The organism is Streptococcus sp. SCPM-O-B-23252 (M501) (genome assembly GCF_058200355.1).
Window position 1 is genome coordinate 728,622 of record NZ_JBYQGS010000001.1, and the last position, 19,155, is coordinate 747,776.

The following is a 19,155-nucleotide window of genomic DNA, read 5'->3' on the forward strand; positions in this document are numbered from 1 at the left end:
TGGTTCTGCAATAGAATCTTGTTTTAATTTATGGTATAATTTTCATAACGCTTATTTTTAGGAGAACAAGTATGGATATCCAACGTGAAAAAGAATTCGTCAGCCAGTATCATTATGATGCTCGTAACTTTGAATGGGAAAAAGAGAATGGAACTCCCGAGACCAAAGTAGACGTCAACTTTCAATTGATTCAACGCGATACAGAGTTAAAGACAACCTCTTTAATCGTTATTTTGACCTATATGATTGTCTTTGATGGTTTTGTCATCAGCGGGACCATTACCCAAATCAACCACATTCACAATCGTTTGGTCAGCGAGCCAAGTGAGTTCAGCAAAGAAGAAGTGGAAGAACTAGCTCGTCCTTGCTTGAATATGCTGAATCGTTTGACCTATGAGGTAACTGAAATCGCCCTTGATTTACCAGGGATTAATTTGGAGTTTTAATGCATGAAATTAGCAGTCATCACAGATTCTTCTGCCTATCTATCAGATGAATCAAGAGGACACGATAATTTATTTGTCCTAGATATTCCAGTTGTCATTGATGGAGTATCTTATGTAGAAGGTAAAAACCTGACAGCAGAAGAGTTCTATCAAAAGATGGAAGCTTCCTCTGAGCTTCCGAAAACGAGTCAACCTAGTATCGCGGAATTAGAAGAACTCTTGTCGCAATTAGAGGCTAAAGGCTATACCCATGTTTTAGGGATTTTCCTTTCTTCTGGTATTTCTGGTTTCTATCAGAATATCCAGTATATGAAAGACGAATTCCCAAATTTTACGATCGCTTTTCCAAATTCTAAGATTACCAGCGCTCCTCTTGGGTGGATGGCTGAAGAAGCTGTTAAATGGGCTGATGAAGGCCGTTCTTTTGATGAAATTCTAGCCAACATCCAGACACAAATCGATGGGACTTCTGCCTACATCATGGTTGATGATCTCAATCACTTGGTCAAAGGGGGGCGTCTTTCCAATGGAGCGGCGATTCTAGGGAATCTCCTCAGCATCAAGCCTATCCTCTATTTTAACGAGGAAGGCGTGATTGAGGTATACGAGAAAGTTCGGACTGAGAAAAAAGCCATCAAACGCTTAGCTGAGATTGTCAAAGGAGGAACTGCGGATAAAGACTATCAGATCATTATCATCCATGGGAATGCACTGGATAAAGCAGAAACGCTTCGCGATATTCTTCATCAAAACGGTTTTGCTGGTGAGATTCCATTTGCGACCTTCGGCAGTGTCATTGGTACGCACTTAGGAAATCACAGTGTTGCTATCAGTTTTGTACCGAAAGTATAAGGAGAAATCATGCCAATTAGAGTAGTGATTGCAGGTTTTAAAGGGAGAATGGGCCAAGCGGCTTGTCACATGGTGTTAGAAGACCCCGAGCTTGAACTAGTTGGCTTGGTTGATCCCCATGCGTCTGAAAACGAGCTGGCGGGTGTTCCGGTCTTTCATGACAAAGAAGGGGTTTTGTCGCTGGATGCGGATGTGTGGATTGACTTCACCATCCCTAAAGTGGCGTATGAACATACCCGCTTTGCTTTGGAGCATGGACTAGCGCCTGTGGTTGGGACAACTGGATTTACAACAGAAGAAATCACTGATTTGATTGAATTGTCTCGTGAGAAGAATCTTGGAGGCCTCATCGCGCCAAACTTTGCTATTGGTGCAGTCTTGCTCATGCAATTTGCATCGCAGGCAGCTAAGTATTTCCCGAATGTAGAGGTTATCGAGTTGCACCATGATAAGAAGAAGGATGCCCCGAGTGGGACTGCTGTGAAGACAGCTGAGCTGATTAGTCAGGTCCGTCAACCACAAGAGCAGGGAGCGCCAGATGAAGAAGAGAGTCTTCCAGGTGCTCGCGGTGCTAACTACCAAGGCATGCACATCCATTCGGTTCGTTTGCCTGGTCTGGTAGCCCATCAAGAAGTGATTTTCGGTAGTCAAGGAGAAGGATTGACCTTACGCCACGATTCCTACGATCGGGTGTCCTTCATGACAGGGGTCAATCTAGGAGTAAAAGAAGTAGTCAAGCGTCATGAGCTTGTCTATGGTTTAGAACATCTATTATGAGATTAAAAAAACTGCCTTCTGAATTTCAGGAGGCTTTGCCAATATTAGAAAAGATTCGAAAAGCTGGATATGAAGCTTATTTTGTCGGGGGCTCTGTACGGGATGCCATTTTAGGTCGTCCTATCCACGATGTAGACATTGCCTCCTCCTCTTACCCGGAAGAGACCAAGGCTATTTTCGAGCGGACCATTGATGTCGGGATTGAACACGGGACGGTCTTAGTTCTTGAGAATCATCAAGAATATGAAATTACCACTTTTCGAACAGAGGATGTCTACGTCGACTTTCGAAGACCTAGTGCGGTTAATTTTGTCCGTTCCTTAGAAGAAGATCTCAAGCGCCGCGATTTTACCGTCAATGCCTTTGCCTTGAGTGAAGAAGGGGAAATCATTGATCTCTTCAATGGACTGGAAGATTTGGAGAATCGGATTCTAAGAGCTGTTGGTGTGGCGACAGAACGCTTCAACGAGGATGCTCTTCGGATTATGCGTGGTTTTCGGTTTCAGGCCAGTCTTGGTTTTGATCTAGAAGAAGCAACCTTTAATGCCATGACAGATTGCGCTCCTTTGTTGGAGAAAATCTCTGTCGAACGAGTCTTTATTGAGTTGGATAAGCTCCTCTTAGCTCCTTTTTGGCGCAAGGGCTTAGAAGGTGTAATTGCTAGCCAAAGCTATCAGTACCTCCCTCTCTTACAAAATAGCCAATCGTCCCTAGAGAAACTGTTCCAGCTGTCCATGGACTATACCTTTACGAGTTCTGAGCAAGCTTGGGCCGCCTTACTCTTGACCTTAGATGAGAATAAGGTATCTGCTTTTTTCAAGAAATGGAAAACCTCTCGTGACTTCGCTAAGAAGGTGGAGCAGTTGGTTGAAATCTACCGGTTGCGTGAAAAGGCTAGTTTAAATCGTCGGGATGTCTATCGCTATGACCGTAGCCTTCTCTTGTCAGCGGAAGTACTACGTCAGGCTCATGGATTGCCCGTAGATTTCCAAGTCATCGAAGAATTGTATGATTCTCTAGCTATCCATGATAAGCACGAAATCGTAGTCAATGGTGGGATGTTGATGAAGGAATACGGCTTAAAACCAGGTCCAGGTCTAGGACAAGTGCTTTCTGCCATCGAATGGGCCATTGTAGATGGCGAATTAGAGAACGACAAACAAGCAATTGGTGATTTTTTGAGCCACTATCTTGAAGCCAAGAAGGGGGAAGCATGAGCGATTTTATTGTTGAAAAACTAACCAAGTCCGTCGGGGATAAGACGGTCTTTAAAGATATTTCTTTTATCATTCATGAGCTGGATCGGATTGGACTAATAGGGGTCAATGGGACAGGGAAAACAACTCTCTTAGATGTTTTGTCTGGTCGTGCAGGCTATGATGGAGATCGTTCCCCTTTTTCTGCAAAGAATGATTATAAGATTGGTTATCTGACCCAAGAACCTCAATTTGATGATAGCAAAACTGTCCTTGATACAGTCTTGTCAGATGATGTGAAGGAACTTCAATTGATTCGTCAGTATGAGTTGTTGACGAGCCAGTACGATGAGAGTCAGCAAGCAAAACTGGAAAAAGTCATGGCGGAGATGGACTCTCTCAATGCTTGGGAAATTGAAAGCCAAGTCAAAACAGTCCTGACCAAATTGGGGATTCATGATTTGTCTGCTAAGGTGGGGAGTTTGTCTGGTGGTCTGCGTCGCCGTGTTCAGCTGGCACAAGTTCTCTTGGGAGACCATGATTTGTTGCTGTTAGATGAGCCGACCAACCATCTGGATATTGATACCATCGAATGGTTGACCAATTTCTTGAAGAACTCTAAAAAAACTGTTCTTTTCATCACCCATGACCGTTATTTCTTGGACAATATTTCAACACGTATTTTCGAATTGGACCGTGCAGGTCTAGTCGAATACCAAGGAAACTACCAGGATTATGTCCGCTTAAAAGCTGAGCAGGACGAACGGGATGCAGCTCTTCTTCACAAGAAGCAACAACTCTATAAACAAGAATTGACCTGGATGCGTCGCCAACCACAGGCGCGTGCTACCAAGCAACAGGCTCGGATCAATCGTTTCCACGACCTCAAAAAGGACCTATCTCATCAGACGACGGAAACTGATCTGGAAATGTCCTTTGAAACCAGTCGTATCGGCAAAAAAGTCATTGAATTTCAAGATGTTGATTTCGCCTATGATCAGGGACCGATTCTGCAGCAGTTTAATCTATTGGTTCAAAACAAAGATCGGATTGGAATTGTGGGAGATAATGGTGTTGGAAAGTCAACCTTGCTCAACCTCATTGCTGGGAAACTTCAACCGACTGCTGGGAAGGTCCTTATCGGAGAAACGGTACGGATTGCCTACTTCTCGCAGCAGATCGAAGGCTTGGATGAAAGTAAGCGAATGATCAACTTTCTGCAGGAAGTAGCGGAAGAAGTCAAGACCAGCGCAGGGTCTACATCAATTGCCGAATTGTTGGAGCAATTTCTCTTCCCTCGTTCGACCCACGGAACCTTGATTGAGAAACTATCTGGTGGTGAGAAGAAACGCTTGTATCTTTTGAAGCTTCTCATTGAAAAACCAAATGTCTTGCTTTTAGACGAGCCGACCAATGATTTGGATATCGCGACCTTGACAGTGTTAGAGAATTTCCTACAAGGGTTCGGCGGTCCGGTCATTACGGTTAGTCACGATCGCTATTTCCTAGACAAGGTTGCTTCTAAGATTCTAGCATTTGAAAATGGTAGCATTCGTGAGTTTTTCGGCAACTATACCGACTATCTAGATGAGAAAAAGTTTGAGCTAGAAGTGGTAGCTGAAAGTAGCAAGCCTGAAAAAGAAAAGGTAGTCAAAGTCCGAGAAGAAAAGAAACGAATGAGCTACCAGGAAAAGCAGGAGTGGGCGACCATTGAAAGTGAGATTGAAGAGATTGAAAACAAGATTGCAACCATCGAGGCTGAGATGAATGAGAATGGTTCTGACTTCGGTAAGTTGGCCAGTCTCCAACGTCAGATGGATGAAGAAAACGAGCGGCTCTTAGCCAAATATGAACGGTATGAGTACTTGAGTGAGTTGGCAGAAAACTAAAGGAGGAAGAATGCATCATATTAGCAAATACAGTCTGTTATTGTCATCATTTTTATTTTGTGGTATTGGTTTTATTCTCTTTGTGAATCCAATCGAAAAAATTGCCACCTTTAGTTGGTTGATTTCTCTGGGCTTTTTCTTGATTTCAGTTTCGCGTTTGTCGCGTTACTACCGTCTACGGACTCAAGCGACCTTGTCGGATCCCTATTTATTTCAAAGCGTGGTCTCGCTAGTCTTTGCAGTCTATCTCTTACTATATGGCTACAAGACCTTGCCGATTGTCTTTCCGATGACACTTGGAATTTGGCTCTTATATAAGTCTGCTTTGAGTTTACGTAAGGCTCACTATCTTTCCAAACGATCTGAAGAATTATCCAAGAAGTTTACTTTTTGGGGGCTTATTCAATTGTTTACAGGATTGTTTCTCATTGTTAGTCCTCTATCTATTAGTATCTTCTTGTTACATATTTTGGGATTGTTCTTTTTCATAATTGGCGTTCAATCCTTGAGACTCTTTTTAAAACTTCATAACGAAGAGTAAAGAAATCTGTCTGTGTTTTTGCAGACAGGTTCTTTTTTTGCAAATGAAATTGAGAGAATTCTTGAAAAACAATTGAAACCCTTTTCACATTTTGGTATACTAGTGTCAAGAGAATAGGAACAAAGGAGTATAAAATGTCCAAAAAAATTATTGGTATTGACTTAGGTGGAACATCTGTCAAGTTTGCCATTTTGACGCAAGAAGGAGAGATTCAAGAGAAGTGGTCTATCAAGACCAACATCCTTGACGAAGGAAGCCACATCGTTCCTGATATCATCGCTTCCATTCAACACCACTTGGAGTTGTTAAACTTATCCGCAGAAGATTTTATTGGAATTGGGATGGGATCTCCTGGTGCAGTGGATCGCTTCGAAGGAACTGTCGTTGGAGCATACAACCTCAACTGGAAAACCGTACAGCCGATCAAGAAAGATATTGAGTCTGCTTTGGGAATTCCTTTCTTCATCGATAATGATGCCAACGTAGCTGCCCTTGGGGAACGCTGGAAAGGTGCTGGCGAAAACCAACCAGATGTCGTCTTCATGACACTTGGAACTGGTGTTGGTGGCGGTATCGTTGCGGAAGGAAAACTCTTGCACGGTGCTGGTGGTGTAGCTGGTGAGCTTGGTCATATCACAGTAGACTTCGATCGTCCATTTGATTGTACTTGTGGTAAGAAAGGCTGTTTGGAGACAGTAGCCTCAGCAACCGGGATTGTCAATTTGACCCGTCGCTATGCAGATGAATATGCAGGAGATGCGACCTTGAAACGTCTCATTGATGATGGCGAAGAAGTTACAGCTAAGACTGTCTTTGATCTTGCTAAAGATGGAGATGAGTTGGCCTTGATTGTCTACCGTCATTTCTCTCAATACTTGGGTATTGCTTGTGCCAACATCGCTAGTGTCTTGAACCCAGCCAACATCGTCATTGGTGGTGGTGTATCAGCAGCCGGTCAATTCCTCTTGGATGGGGTTCAAAAGGTCTTTGATGAAAACACCTTCCCACAAGTCCGTACGTCAACCCAATTGGTGCTTGCTAATCTTGGAAATGATGCAGGAGTTATTGGAGCAGCGTCACTCGTCTTACAATAGAATTTATTTGAAAGAGATCCAAATCGAATCATTTGGACCTCTTTTCTTTTATCCTGTGTTATAATGAAGGTATTACAGTATTTAAGGAGAATGAATGACAAAAGCAGATATCCTTTTTAAAGAAAATATTCGAAGAATTATGGAAGAAGGCGTCTGGTCTGAGCAAGCTCGGCCCAAGTACAAGGATGGCACAACTGCCAATTCCAAATACATCACTGGGGCATTTATGGAGTTTGATCTGGCAAAGGGCGAGTTCCCGATTACAACTCTTCGTCCTATCGCCATCAAGTCAGCCATCAAGGAAATGCTCTGGATTTACCAGGACCAGTCCAATAGTCTGGAACTCCTAAATGACAAGTACCAAGTTCATTACTGGAATGACTGGGAAGTAGGAGATACGGGAACAATTGGAGAGCGTTATGGTGCTGTCGTTAAAAAGCACGACATCATCAACAAAATTCTCAAACAGCTAGAAGCCAATCCCTGGAATCGTCGCAATATCATTTCTCTATGGGACTACCAAGCCTTTGAGGAGAGCGAAGGGCTCTTGCCTTGTGCTTTTCAAACCATGTTTGATGTGCGTCGTGTCGATGGGGAAATCTATCTGGATGCAACTTTGACCCAACGTTCAAATGATATGCTAGTGGCGCACCATATCAACGCCATGCAGTATGTAGCCCTTCAGATGATGATCGCCAAACACTTTGGCTGGAAGGTTGGCAAGTTCTTTTACTTTATTAACAACCTCCACATCTATGATAACCAATTCGAACAGGCAGAAGAGTTGCTCCGGCGTGAGCCCTCTGCTTGCCAGCCTCGCTTGGTACTGAACGTGCCAGATGGTACAAATTTCTTCGATATAAAAGCCGAGGATTTTGTACTGGAGGACTATGATCCTGTCAAACCTCAGTTGAAGTTTGATTTAGCTATATAGAGATTATTGTTAGTTGACAAAAATAGGAAGACCGTTTGTTATTTTTTAAATAATGATTCGTACTTCCTATTTTTAAAATTTAATGATTAGTAATATCGTCAAATTTTAAAAAATTGATCAATTTTTGAGACATTGTATTTTGAATAGTTAAATTAATTTGGTAGAATTAATAAGGTTAGGCATTAGCCGTAAAATATAAATATAAGTTTTAAAATTTTTGGAGGAATTTAAGTGAGTAAGGATTTATTCAATGATCGTATTAGCAGATTTTCAATTCGAAAATTGAATGTCGGAGTATGCTCGGTTCTTTTAGGGACGCTAGTGATGGTTGGGACAGCTTCAAGCGTCGCAGCTGATGAAAACGCAGAGAACCAAGTAGGGGTTGCAACGAAAGAAGAAGCAGGCCAACCTGCGATTACAACGGAAGCACCCGTTTCAACAACTAGTGAAGTTTCAACTTCAGCTACAACATACCAAGCTGAAGCTCCTGTAACTGCACCAGAAACAGCCCCAACTACAACAGCTCCTGTTGAAGAAAAGGCTCCACTAGCAACTCCTGCAGTGGCAGAAGGATCAACAAACCCAAGTAACAAAGGGACAGAAGAAACAGCAACTGATAATAAAGAAACAGTTTCTGCAGCTGTAGTAGCACCTGCGCCAGAAACACCAGCTGTTCCAGTAGCAACCTCGGATGTTCGCCGTCGTAGCCGTCGTGCTCTTGGTGACGCCAACGATCCTAACTTGATCGCGGATGATGTTGAAGATGCAACTTCAACTCCAAAAGTTGAAAAACCTGGCTTTACAACAGATCTTGATGCCAAATCTATGACTAGCCAAATCTCTTGGTTGGACTTTGGAGATGTAGCTAACTGGACAGGAGCAAAAACAATCCAAGTCGCTAAAAAGGAAGTTAAACCAAATGAACTAGAAGAGGCCTTAGCTCTTCAAGTTGGGGCAACCTATACCAAGGAAATCATGCCTGGTTATGTAGTTACTGTAAAAGTCAAATCTTTGAAACCATTCCAAGCAACTGAAATCTATAAAAAACGGATGGAAGAACAAGGGGCTACAGAAGCTGAAAAAGCGACCTATGATCCAAATGCAAAAAATGGATATGTAAAGGGTGTTACTTCACCAATTGCTAGGCAATATTTTGCTGATGGCAAAGAAGCCGACGTTATCGCTGATGCCCAAAACCGTTGGACTGAAATCAAACATGAAAACGTTGATACGAAAGCCAAAAAGACTACCATGAGTTCTGCATATAATGGTGGGAATATTGGAATTCAGTTTGAAATCTCTGCAACCTTCCGTGGAAAGAAAGTTAAGCCAGCTATTGTTATGGCTGATGGTGAGTCTGCTAACCCTGGTGAATTTGTTATGTTTACTACCAACGGACAAGGTTGGCAGCACATTGGGGAATGGAAGAAAACTACTAGACCAGCCACCTCTGTTCCTTATGAACCACAAGATACAGAGAATCTTTTTGGTTCTAAACCTAAATATAATAACATTAACCTAAGACAACTTCGTGATAATTCTACTCAAGCTGGACCAGATAAGAAACCAGTAGCATGGAAGTACTTTGGAAATCCTGACCAAGTTACAGGTGGTCTAGGAACCGGTATCTTTGGACCAAACATTTCTGAAGGAAATAGAACAGTTCCACTCGTTATGACACGTGGAGCATCTGAAGTGGGACTTTATATCGCTTCAGCTGGTAAACAGTCAGCAATGCTAGGATTCTTCCCACTTGATGAAGGGGATGCTCCTGAGTCATATGGTAAGGCAGTCCATACCATTGCAACTGTAGACGGTGTTACTGGAGCTAAAGTAAATCAACCGTACATTGGTAACGTGAGCCCAGATATGGATGAGAACACCACTCAAGACTGGTTCGGTGATGATAAGGCAACTACGGCCGATGAAGGAATTAACCAATTGCTTCCAGAGGAACTCAAAGGGACAACCAATGAGATGATCCAAATGGACCGTACCAAACCAGGTAACTACAAGATGTCAATTCAAGCTCATACGGATGGAGCTTCAGAAGCACATATCTATGGTTGGGTAGACTTTAACCAAAATGGTAAATTCGATGAAGATGAACGCTCAAATCTCGCTACAATCACACAAGATGGCACTGTTGAGTTGACCTTTGCAAACAGCAAGACTTACGTCGACCCAAGCGTTAAAGAGTTAGGTGCTCGTGTTCGTATCGCTAAGAAAGCGAACGAGATCGAAAGCCCAACTGGCATGGCCTTCTCAGGTGAAGTAGAAGACTTCAAGACTCAAATCACCCACCCACCAAAAGGAGAATTTAAGGAAACAAGTGGCCCTCAAGGTACGAAACAATCAGCAACTGTTGCCTTTACAGCACGTGGAGAACACAAGTTTGAACGTGATTCTAATGCTGTTATTGATGAAACTGTAGAACCATACATCGTTGACAAAGATGGCAACCGCGCAACCCTTGACGCAGACGGTTACTACGTCGTTCAAGGACAAGGTAAATACAAGATTACTGCTAAGGGCAAAGATGTAGACGTTGAGTTTATCCCAGAAGATAACTTCCTAGGAACAGCTGATGGTATCTCTATCCGTCGTTCAGATAATAATGGCTATGATACTGGTTGGTCAACAAAATTCCCAGACAGCGAGCCTAATGTGAATGGCCAATTAAATACTATGGATGGTCAATATGTTCCTACTGTAACACCGATTGACATTGAAGGGGTTGACAAGACTTCTAAAGATATTCAAGGTGCAACTCAAAAAGAAACACCTACCTTTAATACAACAGCTTCTAACTCAGCTGGTGACAAGATTGCGGTTACTCCAAGTGCAGAATATCCTGCTAAATTGGTAGATCCAGCTACAGGTCGCACGATTGATGAGCCATCTGTAACAGTTGAAGGGGAAGGGACATACACGATCAATCCTTCAACAGGTGAAGTAACCTTCACTCCAGAACCAAGCTTTACTGGTACAGCTAAAGGTGTGGATGTTACATTGTCAGCGCCAGTTGGTCGAAACAAAGATGGTAAGATCCAACAGGAGTACATCAAGACTGCTACAGCTAAATACACACCAACGGTTACTCCAATCACAGTGACTCCTACAGACAAGGTTTCTGTGGATGTTCAAAACGTTCCTCAAACACAAACTCCTACATTTGAGTTGAGCAACGACAAGACTGCTGAAATCACAAGAAAGAAATTGGTGGATCCCGCAACTGGTCAACCAACTGATGAAACAACAGTGACAGTAGCAGGTGAAGGTAGCTATACTATCGACCCAACGACTGGAGCAGTAACATTTGCGCCAGAAAAAGACTTTGTTGGTACTGCAAAAGGCGTAACTGTTCAGGCAACTGCTACTATTACAAATGCTAATGGTAAGACTGCAACCATTACTTCAGATGCGACCTACACACCAACTGTTGTGCCAGCAGTTCCAACTGCAAACCCTGCAACTTCTAAAGATATCCAAGGTGCAACACAAATAGGGACACCAACCTTTGCAGGAACTACTGTTCAAGTAAATGGTGAAGATAAAGCTATTACCATTAAAGACAATAGCTACACATTGCTAGATAAAGATGGTAACGAAGTTTCAAGCACACCAGCCTTTGCTGAAGATGGTACAACTGAAATTGGTACTTTCTCTATTGATCCAGTAACAGGGCAAGTAACCTTCACACCAACAGACAAATCATACACTGGTAAAGTAACCCCAGCTAAGGTTCAAGCTGAAAGTTCAAACGGTATCAAGGTGGATACAACTTACACACCAGAAATCGTTCCAGTAACCCCAACCGCAACACCAGCAGAAACTATAAATGTTCAAGGTGCGACTCAAAAAGGTAAACCAGAATTTAAAGGTGGTACTGCTGAAATTGATGGTGTTGAAAAGACTGTAGCCATTAACGAAGCTGTTCCGGCTAAATTTGATGATGGAACTACAAGTAAGAAGGTTGAAGGAGTAGGTACTTACACAGTAGCTCCAGATGGAACAGTTACATTTGTACCAGAAAAATCATTTGTTGGTAAAGCACCTGCAGTAACTGTAGTTCGTGAAGACATGAACGGAACAAAAGCTTCTGCAACTTACACGCCAACCGTAACACCTGTGACACCAACAGCGTCACCTGCTGAATCAGTAGCCCCTCAAGGTGTAGTTCAAACTGGTACAGTTACTTTCACAGAAGGTGATCCAGTTGCGCCAATCGACAAGGATACGATTACCCTTCTTGATGAAAATGGTCAACCAGCAGCTTCAGTAGATGCTAAGTCACCAGATGGCAAGGTTATCGGTACATTCACAGTTGATAAAGCAACAGGTGTTGTAACCTTCACCCCAACAGATAAGACTTATTCAGGTGATGTTGTTGCCGTTAAGGTTCAAGCGAAGGATGCCAACGGTACCCCAGCTGAAACAACATACACACCTAAGATTACTCCGGTTGTTCCAACAGCAGAAGATGTAACTTCAAAAGACAAACAAGGCCAAACCCAAACAGGTAAACCTAAGTTTACAGAAGGCAATCCAAACATTCCAATGGATGATGATACGCCAGCTACATTCGAAGATGGCTCAACAACGAAAACAATTCCTGGTGAAGGAACCTACACAGTAGCCCCAGATGGAAGTGTAACCTTCGTACCAGAGAAGTCATTCACAGGAACAGGAACAGGCGTGACTGTGAAACGTGTAGATAAGAATGGTACACCAGTAACAGGTAAGTACACACCAACAGTAACACCAGTAACTCCTACAGCAGCTCCAGCTGAATCAGTAGCTCCTCAAGGTGTAGTTCAAACTGGTACTGTTACTTTCACAGAAGGTGATCCAGTTGCGCCAATCGACAAGAATACCATTACTCTTCTTGATGAAAATGGTCAACCAGCAGCTTCAGTAAATGCTAAGTCACCAGACGGTAAGGTTATCGGTACATTTACAGTTGATAAAGCAACAGGTGTTGTGACCTTCACCCCAACAGATAAGACATACTCAGGTGAAGTCGTTGCCGTTAAGGTTCAAGCGAAGGATGCCAACGGTACCCCAGCTGAAACAACATACACACCTAAGATTACTCCAGTTGTTCCAACAGCAGAGGATGTAACTTCAACAGATAAACAAGGTCAAACCCAAACAGGTAAGCCTAAGTTTACAGAAGGTGATCCAGTAGTTCCAATGGATGATGATACACCTGCAACCTTTGAAGATGGTTCAACAACTAAGACTATCCCAGGTGAAGGAACCTACACAGTAGCTCCAGATGGAACTGTTACATTTGTTCCAGAAAAATCATTCACAGGAGCAGGAACAGGCGTAACTGTGAAACGTGTAGATAAGAATGGTACACCAGTAACAGGTAAGTACACACCAACAGTAACTCCTGTAACACCGACAGCGACACCTGCTGAATCAGTGGCACCTCAAGGTGTTGTTCAAACTGGTACTGTTACCTTCACAGAAGGTGATCCAGTTGCGCCAATCGACAAGGATACGATTACCCTCCTTGATGAAAATGGTCAACCAGCAGCTTCAGTAGATGCTAAGTCACCAGACGGCAAGGTTATCGGTACATTCACGGTTGATAAAGCAACAGGTGTTGTAACCTTCACACCAACTGATAAGACATACTCAGGTGAAGTCATTGCAGTTAAGGTTCAAGCAAAGGATGCCAACGGTACACCAGCTGAAACAACATACACACCTAAGATTACTCCAGTCGTTCCAACAGCAGAGGATGTAACTTCAACAGATAAACAAGGCCAAACCCAAACAGGTAAGCCTAAGTTTACAGAAGGCAATCCAAACATTCCAATGGATGATGATACGCCAGCTACATTCGAAGATGGCTCAACAACGAAGACAATTCCAGGTGAAGGTACTTACACAGTAGCCCCAGATGGAAGTGTAACCTTTGTACCAGAAAAATCATTCATCGGAACAGGAACAGGTGTAACAGTTAAGCGTGTAGATAAGAATGGTACACCAGTTACAGCTAAATACACACCAACCGTAACACCGGTAACACCAACAGCTGAAGAAGTGACTTCAATTGATAAACAGGGCCAAACACAAACAGGTAAGCCTAAGTTTATAGAAGGTGATCCAGTAGTTCCAATGGATGATGATACACCAGCTACATTCGAAGAAGGTTCAACAACGAAGACAATTCCAGGTGAGGGTACTTACACAGTAGCCCCAGATGGAAGTGTAACCTTCGTGCCAGAGAAGTCATTCACAGGAACAGGAACAGGTGTAACAGTTAAGCGTGTGGATAAGAATGGTACACCAGTAACAGGTAAATACACACCAACCGTAACACCAGTAACACCAACAGCGTCACCTGCTGAATCAGTAGCTCCTCAAGGTGTAGTTCAAACTGGAACAGTAACCTTCACAGAAGGTGATCCAGTTGCGCCAATCGACAAGGATACGATTACCCTTCTTGACGAAAATGGTCAACCAGCAGCTTCAGTAGATGCTAAGTCACCAGACGGCAAGGTTATCGGTACATTCACAGTTGATAAAGCAACAGGTGTTGTAACCTTCACCCCAACAGATAAGACCTATTCAGGTGATGTCGTTTCAGTTAAGGTTCAAGCTAAGGATGCCAACGGTACCCCAGCTGAAACAACATACACACCTAAGATTACTCCAGTTGTTCCAACAGCAGAGGATGTAACTTCAACAGATAAACAAGGTCAAACCCAAACAGGTAAGCCTAAGTTTACAGAAGGCAATCCAAACATTCCAATGGATGATGATACGCCAGCTACATTCGAAGATGGCTCAACAACGAAGACAATTCCAGGAGAAGGTACTTACACAGTAGCCCCAGATGGAACAGTCACTTTCGTACCAGAAAAATCATTCACAGGAACAGGAACAGGCGTGACTGTTAAACGTGTAGATAAGAACGGTACACCAGTAACAGCTAAATACACACCAACTGTAACTCCAGTAACACCAACAGGTGAACCAGCCACAACTATTGGCCCTAAAGGTCAAGAACAATCTGGTAAGCCAAACTTCAAGGAAGGTGATCCAATTGTTCCAATGAACGATGCTGTTCCGGCTACATTTGACGATGGTTCAACAACGAAGACAATTCCAGGTGTTGGTACGTATACAGTAGCTCCGGACGGAACTGTAACCTTTAAACCTGAGCCAGAATTTACTGGAAAAGCACCATCTGTAACTGTTGTCCGTGAAGATATGAATGGAACAAAAGCTTCTGCAACGTACACACCAACTGTACTTCCTGTTACTACATTTGTAGACAAAGAAGGTAAAGCAATTCCGGGATATCCAACTGAGGACAATGAACAACCTAAGAAAGAAATTCCAGGATACCGCTTCGTAGAGACTAAGAAGCTTCCAAATGGTGACACAGAACATGTTTATGAGAAAGTGAAAACTAATCATAAGGATAAGGAAGGTAACGAGATTCCTGGTTATCCGATCGAGGATGGCGAAAATCCTAAGAGAGAGATTCCAGGATACCGCTTTGTAGAGACTAAGAAACTTCCAAACGGTGATACAGAACATATTTATGAAAAAGTTCCGACACCAGATCCAGTTCCGACACCAGATCCAATGCCAACGCCAGATCCGGTTCCTACACCAACCCCAACTCCAACCCCGGCACCTACTCCGGATCCAGTTCCAACCCCAGATCCAAAACCAGTTCCAGAAACTAAGGAAATTAAATTCATCAATCCTTCTGATGAAACAGCAGTTCTTCCTGAAACTGGTACTGAGGAAACTTCTAAAACAGGTCTTGCTCTACTAAGTGCTTTAACAGGTCTTTCATTATTTGGACTTGCTAAACGCAAAAAAGAAGACTAAGGTTTAAGAAATTTCTCATAAAAAACCGCGTTAATTCGCGGTTTTTTTGATGGGAAAAATAGGCAGTTTTGTTCAAGGAAGCAATAGTTAGAAACAGTCTTTTCTTGAAAAATTTGATAAAATAGATGTATCAGTGTAAAGGATGTAGAAATGAGTAAGAAAGTAATTGGCATTTGGGCTCAGACGAAGAATGGGGTGATTGGCAAGGACCAAGTGATGCCTTGGCATTTACCTGCTGAATTACAGCATTTTAAACAAACGACAATGGGCCATGCGATCCTTATGGGAAGAGTTACCTACGAAGGTTTAAATAAACGCGTCCTTCCTAATCGAACAAATATCATTCTCTCTAGAGATGACAAGTATGATGTAGAGAATGAAAGCGTTTTGTTAAAAACTTCGGTTGAGGACGTTTTAAACTGGTATAAGAGTCAGGATCTGTCGCTCTTTATTATCGGTGGTGAGAAGGTCATCCGTCTCTTCGAGCCTTATCTAGAGGAGCTTTATCATACTGTCATCGATGCCGAATTGGAAGGAGACGCCTATTTCCCAGAAGACTTCCATTGGGATCTGTTTCAGTTGCTTGACGAGCGGACAATCGAAAAAGATGAAAAAAACCCTTACGATTTCACCATTAGACATTTTAAAAGGAAGGAAGACTAGTTCATGGAACGTAGTATCTTTGGCTTTTTTACGGCTGTTTTATGCGTAATTTGCCTAGTATGTGCTTCTCAGACCCTTCGGAAAAAGCGCTATGGATTAGCCATTCTATTTTTGCTAAATGCCTTTACCAATCTTGTGAATTCTATTCACGCCTTTTATATGACTTTATTTAAATAAATTATTAACAGAATTTAGAATCGGGAGAAGAAAATGCCTACAAATCAATCTAATGATATGATGGTTTATTGTTCCTTCTGTGGGAAGAATCAGGACGAAGTACAGAAGATTATCGCTGGGAACAATGCCTTTATCTGTAATGAATGTGTTGAGTTAGCTCAAGAAATCATTCGAGAAGAATTAGCTGAGGAAGTCTTGGCAGACCTTTCAGAGGTTCCAAAACCAATCGAACTTCTCAATATCCTTAACCACTATGTCATCGGTCAAGATCGTGCGAAACGAGCACTAGCAGTAGCTGTCTACAATCACTACAAACGGATTAACTTCCATGAAAATCGTGAAGATGACAACGATGTGGATCTACAAAAATCAAACATTTTGATGGTCGGTCCTACAGGTTCAGGAAAAACTTTCTTGGCTCAAACGCTTGCTAAGAGTTTGAATGTGCCTTTTGCTATCGCCGATGCGACAGCCTTGACTGAAGCAGGTTACGTCGGAGAAGACGTTGAGAATATCCTTCTTAAGCTATTACAAGCAGCTGACTTCAATATTGAACGTGCAGAGCGTGGCATCATCTATGTTGATGAAATTGATAAGATTGCTAAAAAGAGCGAGAACGTCTCGATCACCCGTGATGTATCTGGTGAAGGAGTATAGCAAGCTCTCTTGAAGATCATCGAGGGAACTGTTGCGAGCGTGCCACCTCAAGGCGGACGCAAGCATCCTCAACAAGAGATGATTCAAGTTGACACCAAAAATATCCTCTTCATCGTTGGTGGAGCCTTTGATGGGATTGAAGAAATTGTGAAGCAACGTCTAGGTGAAAAGATCATCGGGTTTGGCCAAAACAACAAAGCCATTGATGAATCTAGCTCTTACATGCAAGAAATCATTGCAGAAGATATCCAAAAATTCGGTATTATTCCTGAGTTAATTGGTCGTCTTCCGGTTCTTGCCGCTTTGGAGCAACTGACAGTTGAAGATCTGGTTCGTATTTTGAAAGAACCAAGAAATGCCTTGGTGAAACAATACCAAGCTCTCCTATCCTTTGATGATGTTGAATTAGAATTTGATGACGAAGCACTTGAAGAAATTGCAAGCAAAGCTATCGAACGCAAGACAGGTGCTCGTGGCTTACGTTCTATCATCGAAGAAACTATGTTGGATGTTATGTTTGAAGTTCCAAGTCAAGAAGACGTCAAACTGGTTCGAATCACTAAAGAAGCAGTTAACGGAACTGAAAAACCAATTTTAGAAACTGCCTAGAAAGAATTTCTATGAAAGTAAATACTCATAATGCAGATATCTTGTTGAGCGCTACCAATAAAAGTCATTATCCTCAAGATGATATCCCAGAAGTTGCACTTGCCGGTCGATCAAATGTCGGCAAGTCTTCTTTTATTAATACCATGCTAAATCGTAAGAATTTGGCCCGTACGTCTGGAAAACCAGGGAAAACACAGTTATTAAACTTCTTTAATATCGATGACAAACTTCGTTTTGTCGATGTACCTGGCTATGGATATGCTCGTGTCTCTAAAAAAGAGCGTGAGAAATGGGGCAAGATGATCGAGGAGTATCTGACAACCAGAGATAATCTAAAAGCAGTTGTCAGCCTAGTCGATCTTCGTCATGAACCCTCAGCAGATGATGTCCAAATGTACGAATTTTTAAAATACTACGAAATCCCTGTTATCTTAGTTGCCACGAAAGCTGACAAAATACCAAGAGGAAAATGGAACAAGCATGAATCCATGATCAAGAAGAAGTTGGATTTTGATAAATCAGATACCTTTATCATCTTCTCATCCGTTAATAAAACGGGAGTAGAAGAAGCTTGGAACGCAATTTTTGATTTTAGTTTTTCGGAATAATTCGTATTATTACTAAGTTGTTATTTATTTGTTTGATTTATATCGATATTGTAATTAAAATGTAATATTCAACTCAACATTTTAAGGTTTTTCTGTGCTATAATCATCTTAAAGAGTTTTCATTAAAGCTTTAGGAGATTATCACATTGAAAAAAATACTAAATAAATCGAAATTGATTGGATCGTTAGTGGCTCTGGTTGCTGCAGGAACAGTAGCGGCAGCAATGAGCGAGCATGTAGGAAACGTCGGTGCTAACGATGAGGCTTATTCTCAATACGCAGATCCAACAGAAGCTTTCATCTCACAAATCGGTGAATCTGCTCGTCAGCTTGGTCAAGAAAATGATCTGTATGCATCAGTTATGATTGCTCAAGCTATCTTAGAAAGTGGATCAGGTCAATCTGGTTTGTCATCTTATCCACACTATAACCTTTTTGGTATTAAAGGAAGCTATGCAGGTCAATCAGCAGTGATGCAGACTTGGGAAGATGATGGTGCGGGGAATGCCTATACCATCAACGATGCTTTCCGTTCATACCCTAGCTACTATGAATCATTGCAAGACTACGTTGCAGTTTTGAAACAAGGTCATTTTGCTGGCGCTTGGAAGAGCAATACAAGTAGCTATCAGGATGCTACAGCTGCCTTAACGGGTGTCTATGCTACTGATACTAGTTACTATGCAAAATTGAACCATATCATCGAAACTTACAATCTTACTCAGTATGATTCACCTAGTGTGTATGGTGGCTATGAAGGTACTGTCTACAATCCTTATCGCCAACAATATACAACACAAGAAATCTTGAACCTGGATATCGCTTGGGCAAATCGTTTCTTGTAAG

The 19,155-nt window shown here is 42.3% G+C and carries 12 protein-coding genes and 1 pseudogene; all 13 read left to right on the plus strand.

All coding sequences use genetic code 11. The features are described 5' to 3' along the window. Positions 1-71 precede the first annotated feature (71 nt). The 13 genes and pseudogenes from AC3E6G_RS03590 to AC3E6G_RS03650 all read left to right on the plus strand — a co-directional run bounded on the left by AC3E6G_RS03590 (position 72) and on the right by AC3E6G_RS03650 (position 19,154). The gene (locus tag AC3E6G_RS03590) at positions 72-446 is read left to right on the plus strand and encodes a DUF1149 family protein (protein ID WP_006596301.1); all 375 of its coding nucleotides are present in this window, start codon (positions 72-74) and stop codon (positions 444-446) included. Positions 447-449: 3 nt separating this feature from the next. Further along, positions 450-1,298 carry a DegV family protein gene (locus AC3E6G_RS03595; RefSeq protein ID WP_156676838.1) on the plus strand — a complete coding sequence of 283 codons (849 nt, stop codon included), beginning with the start codon at positions 450-452 and terminating at the stop codon, positions 1,296-1,298. A gap of 9 nt (positions 1,299-1,307) precedes the next feature. Beyond that, positions 1,308-2,075 carry a 4-hydroxy-tetrahydrodipicolinate reductase gene (dapB, locus tag AC3E6G_RS03600; protein WP_490700470.1) on the plus strand — a complete coding sequence of 256 codons (768 nt, stop codon included), beginning with the start codon at positions 1,308-1,310 and terminating at the stop codon, positions 2,073-2,075. Further along, positions 2,072-3,292: a CCA tRNA nucleotidyltransferase gene (locus tag AC3E6G_RS03605; protein WP_238656605.1), complete on the plus strand. Its 1,221-nt coding sequence runs from the start codon at positions 2,072-2,074 to the stop codon at positions 3,290-3,292. Before dapB ends, AC3E6G_RS03605 begins: the two co-directional genes overlap by 4 nt. Further along, on the plus strand, positions 3,289-5,160 hold the full coding sequence (locus tag AC3E6G_RS03610; protein ID WP_238656606.1) for an ABC-F family ATP-binding cassette domain-containing protein: 1,872 nt from the start codon (positions 3,289-3,291) through the stop codon (positions 5,158-5,160). The genes AC3E6G_RS03605 and AC3E6G_RS03610 overlap by 4 nt, the downstream gene beginning before the upstream one ends. Before the next feature lie 10 nt (positions 5,161-5,170). Beyond that, positions 5,171-5,701 carry a DUF308 domain-containing protein gene (locus AC3E6G_RS03615; protein ID WP_238656607.1) on the plus strand — a complete coding sequence of 177 codons (531 nt, stop codon included), beginning with the start codon at positions 5,171-5,173 and terminating at the stop codon, positions 5,699-5,701. Between the two features lie 134 nt (positions 5,702-5,835). Continuing rightward, on the plus strand, positions 5,836-6,795 hold the full coding sequence (locus tag AC3E6G_RS03620; RefSeq protein ID WP_048788866.1) for an ROK family glucokinase: 960 nt from the start codon (positions 5,836-5,838) through the stop codon (positions 6,793-6,795). A 94-nt stretch (positions 6,796-6,889) separates the two neighbouring features. Next, on the plus strand, positions 6,890-7,729 hold the full coding sequence (locus tag AC3E6G_RS03625) for a thymidylate synthase (RefSeq protein WP_156676833.1): 840 nt from the start codon (positions 6,890-6,892) through the stop codon (positions 7,727-7,729). A gap of 231 nt (positions 7,730-7,960) precedes the next feature. Beyond that, positions 7,961-15,595 (plus strand): CshA/CshB family fibrillar adhesin-related protein, encoded by a 7,635-nt coding sequence (locus tag AC3E6G_RS03630; RefSeq protein ID WP_490700471.1) that lies wholly within the window; start codon positions 7,961-7,963, stop codon positions 15,593-15,595. Positions 15,596-15,745: 150 nt separating this feature from the next. Continuing rightward, the gene (locus tag AC3E6G_RS03635; RefSeq protein WP_490700472.1) at positions 15,746-16,258 is read left to right on the plus strand and encodes a dihydrofolate reductase; all 513 of its coding nucleotides are present in this window, start codon (positions 15,746-15,748) and stop codon (positions 16,256-16,258) included. Positions 16,259-16,468: 210 nt separating this feature from the next. Continuing rightward, positions 16,469-17,701, plus strand: a pseudogene (gene clpX / locus AC3E6G_RS03640) (ATP-dependent Clp protease ATP-binding subunit ClpX). Positions 17,702-17,712: 11 nt separating this feature from the next. Further along, a complete protein-coding gene (gene yihA, locus AC3E6G_RS03645) occupies positions 17,713-18,309 on the plus strand; it encodes a ribosome biogenesis GTP-binding protein YihA/YsxC (RefSeq protein WP_455166008.1) in 597 nt (198 codons plus the stop codon). A 146-nt stretch (positions 18,310-18,455) separates the two neighbouring features. Then, a complete protein-coding gene (locus tag AC3E6G_RS03650) occupies positions 18,456-19,154 on the plus strand; it encodes a glucosaminidase domain-containing protein (protein WP_490700473.1) in 699 nt (232 codons plus the stop codon). The last annotated feature ends 1 nt before the right edge of the window (position 19,155 follow it).

Bases quoted from the DNA above. Each gene is read 5' to 3' on its own strand.
- yihA (WP_455166008.1), top strand. From the start codon at position 17,713: ATGAAAGTAAATACTCATAATGCAGATATCTTGTTGAGCGCTACCAAT.
- AC3E6G_RS03610 (WP_238656606.1), top strand. From the start codon at position 3,289: ATGAGCGATTTTATTGTTGAAAAACTAACCAAGTCCGTCGGGGATAAG.
- AC3E6G_RS03635 (WP_490700472.1), top strand. From the start codon at position 15,746: ATGAGTAAGAAAGTAATTGGCATTTGGGCTCAGACGAAGAATGGGGTG.
- dapB (WP_490700470.1), top strand. From the start codon at position 1,308: ATGCCAATTAGAGTAGTGATTGCAGGTTTTAAAGGGAGAATGGGCCAA.
- AC3E6G_RS03605 (WP_238656605.1), top strand. From the start codon at position 2,072: ATGAGATTAAAAAAACTGCCTTCTGAATTTCAGGAGGCTTTGCCAATA.
- AC3E6G_RS03620 (WP_048788866.1), top strand. From the start codon at position 5,836: ATGTCCAAAAAAATTATTGGTATTGACTTAGGTGGAACATCTGTCAAG.
- AC3E6G_RS03595 (WP_156676838.1), top strand. From the start codon at position 450: ATGAAATTAGCAGTCATCACAGATTCTTCTGCCTATCTATCAGATGAA.
- AC3E6G_RS03625 (WP_156676833.1), top strand. From the start codon at position 6,890: ATGACAAAAGCAGATATCCTTTTTAAAGAAAATATTCGAAGAATTATG.
- AC3E6G_RS03590 (WP_006596301.1), top strand. From the start codon at position 72: ATGGATATCCAACGTGAAAAAGAATTCGTCAGCCAGTATCATTATGAT.
- AC3E6G_RS03615 (WP_238656607.1), top strand. From the start codon at position 5,171: ATGCATCATATTAGCAAATACAGTCTGTTATTGTCATCATTTTTATTT.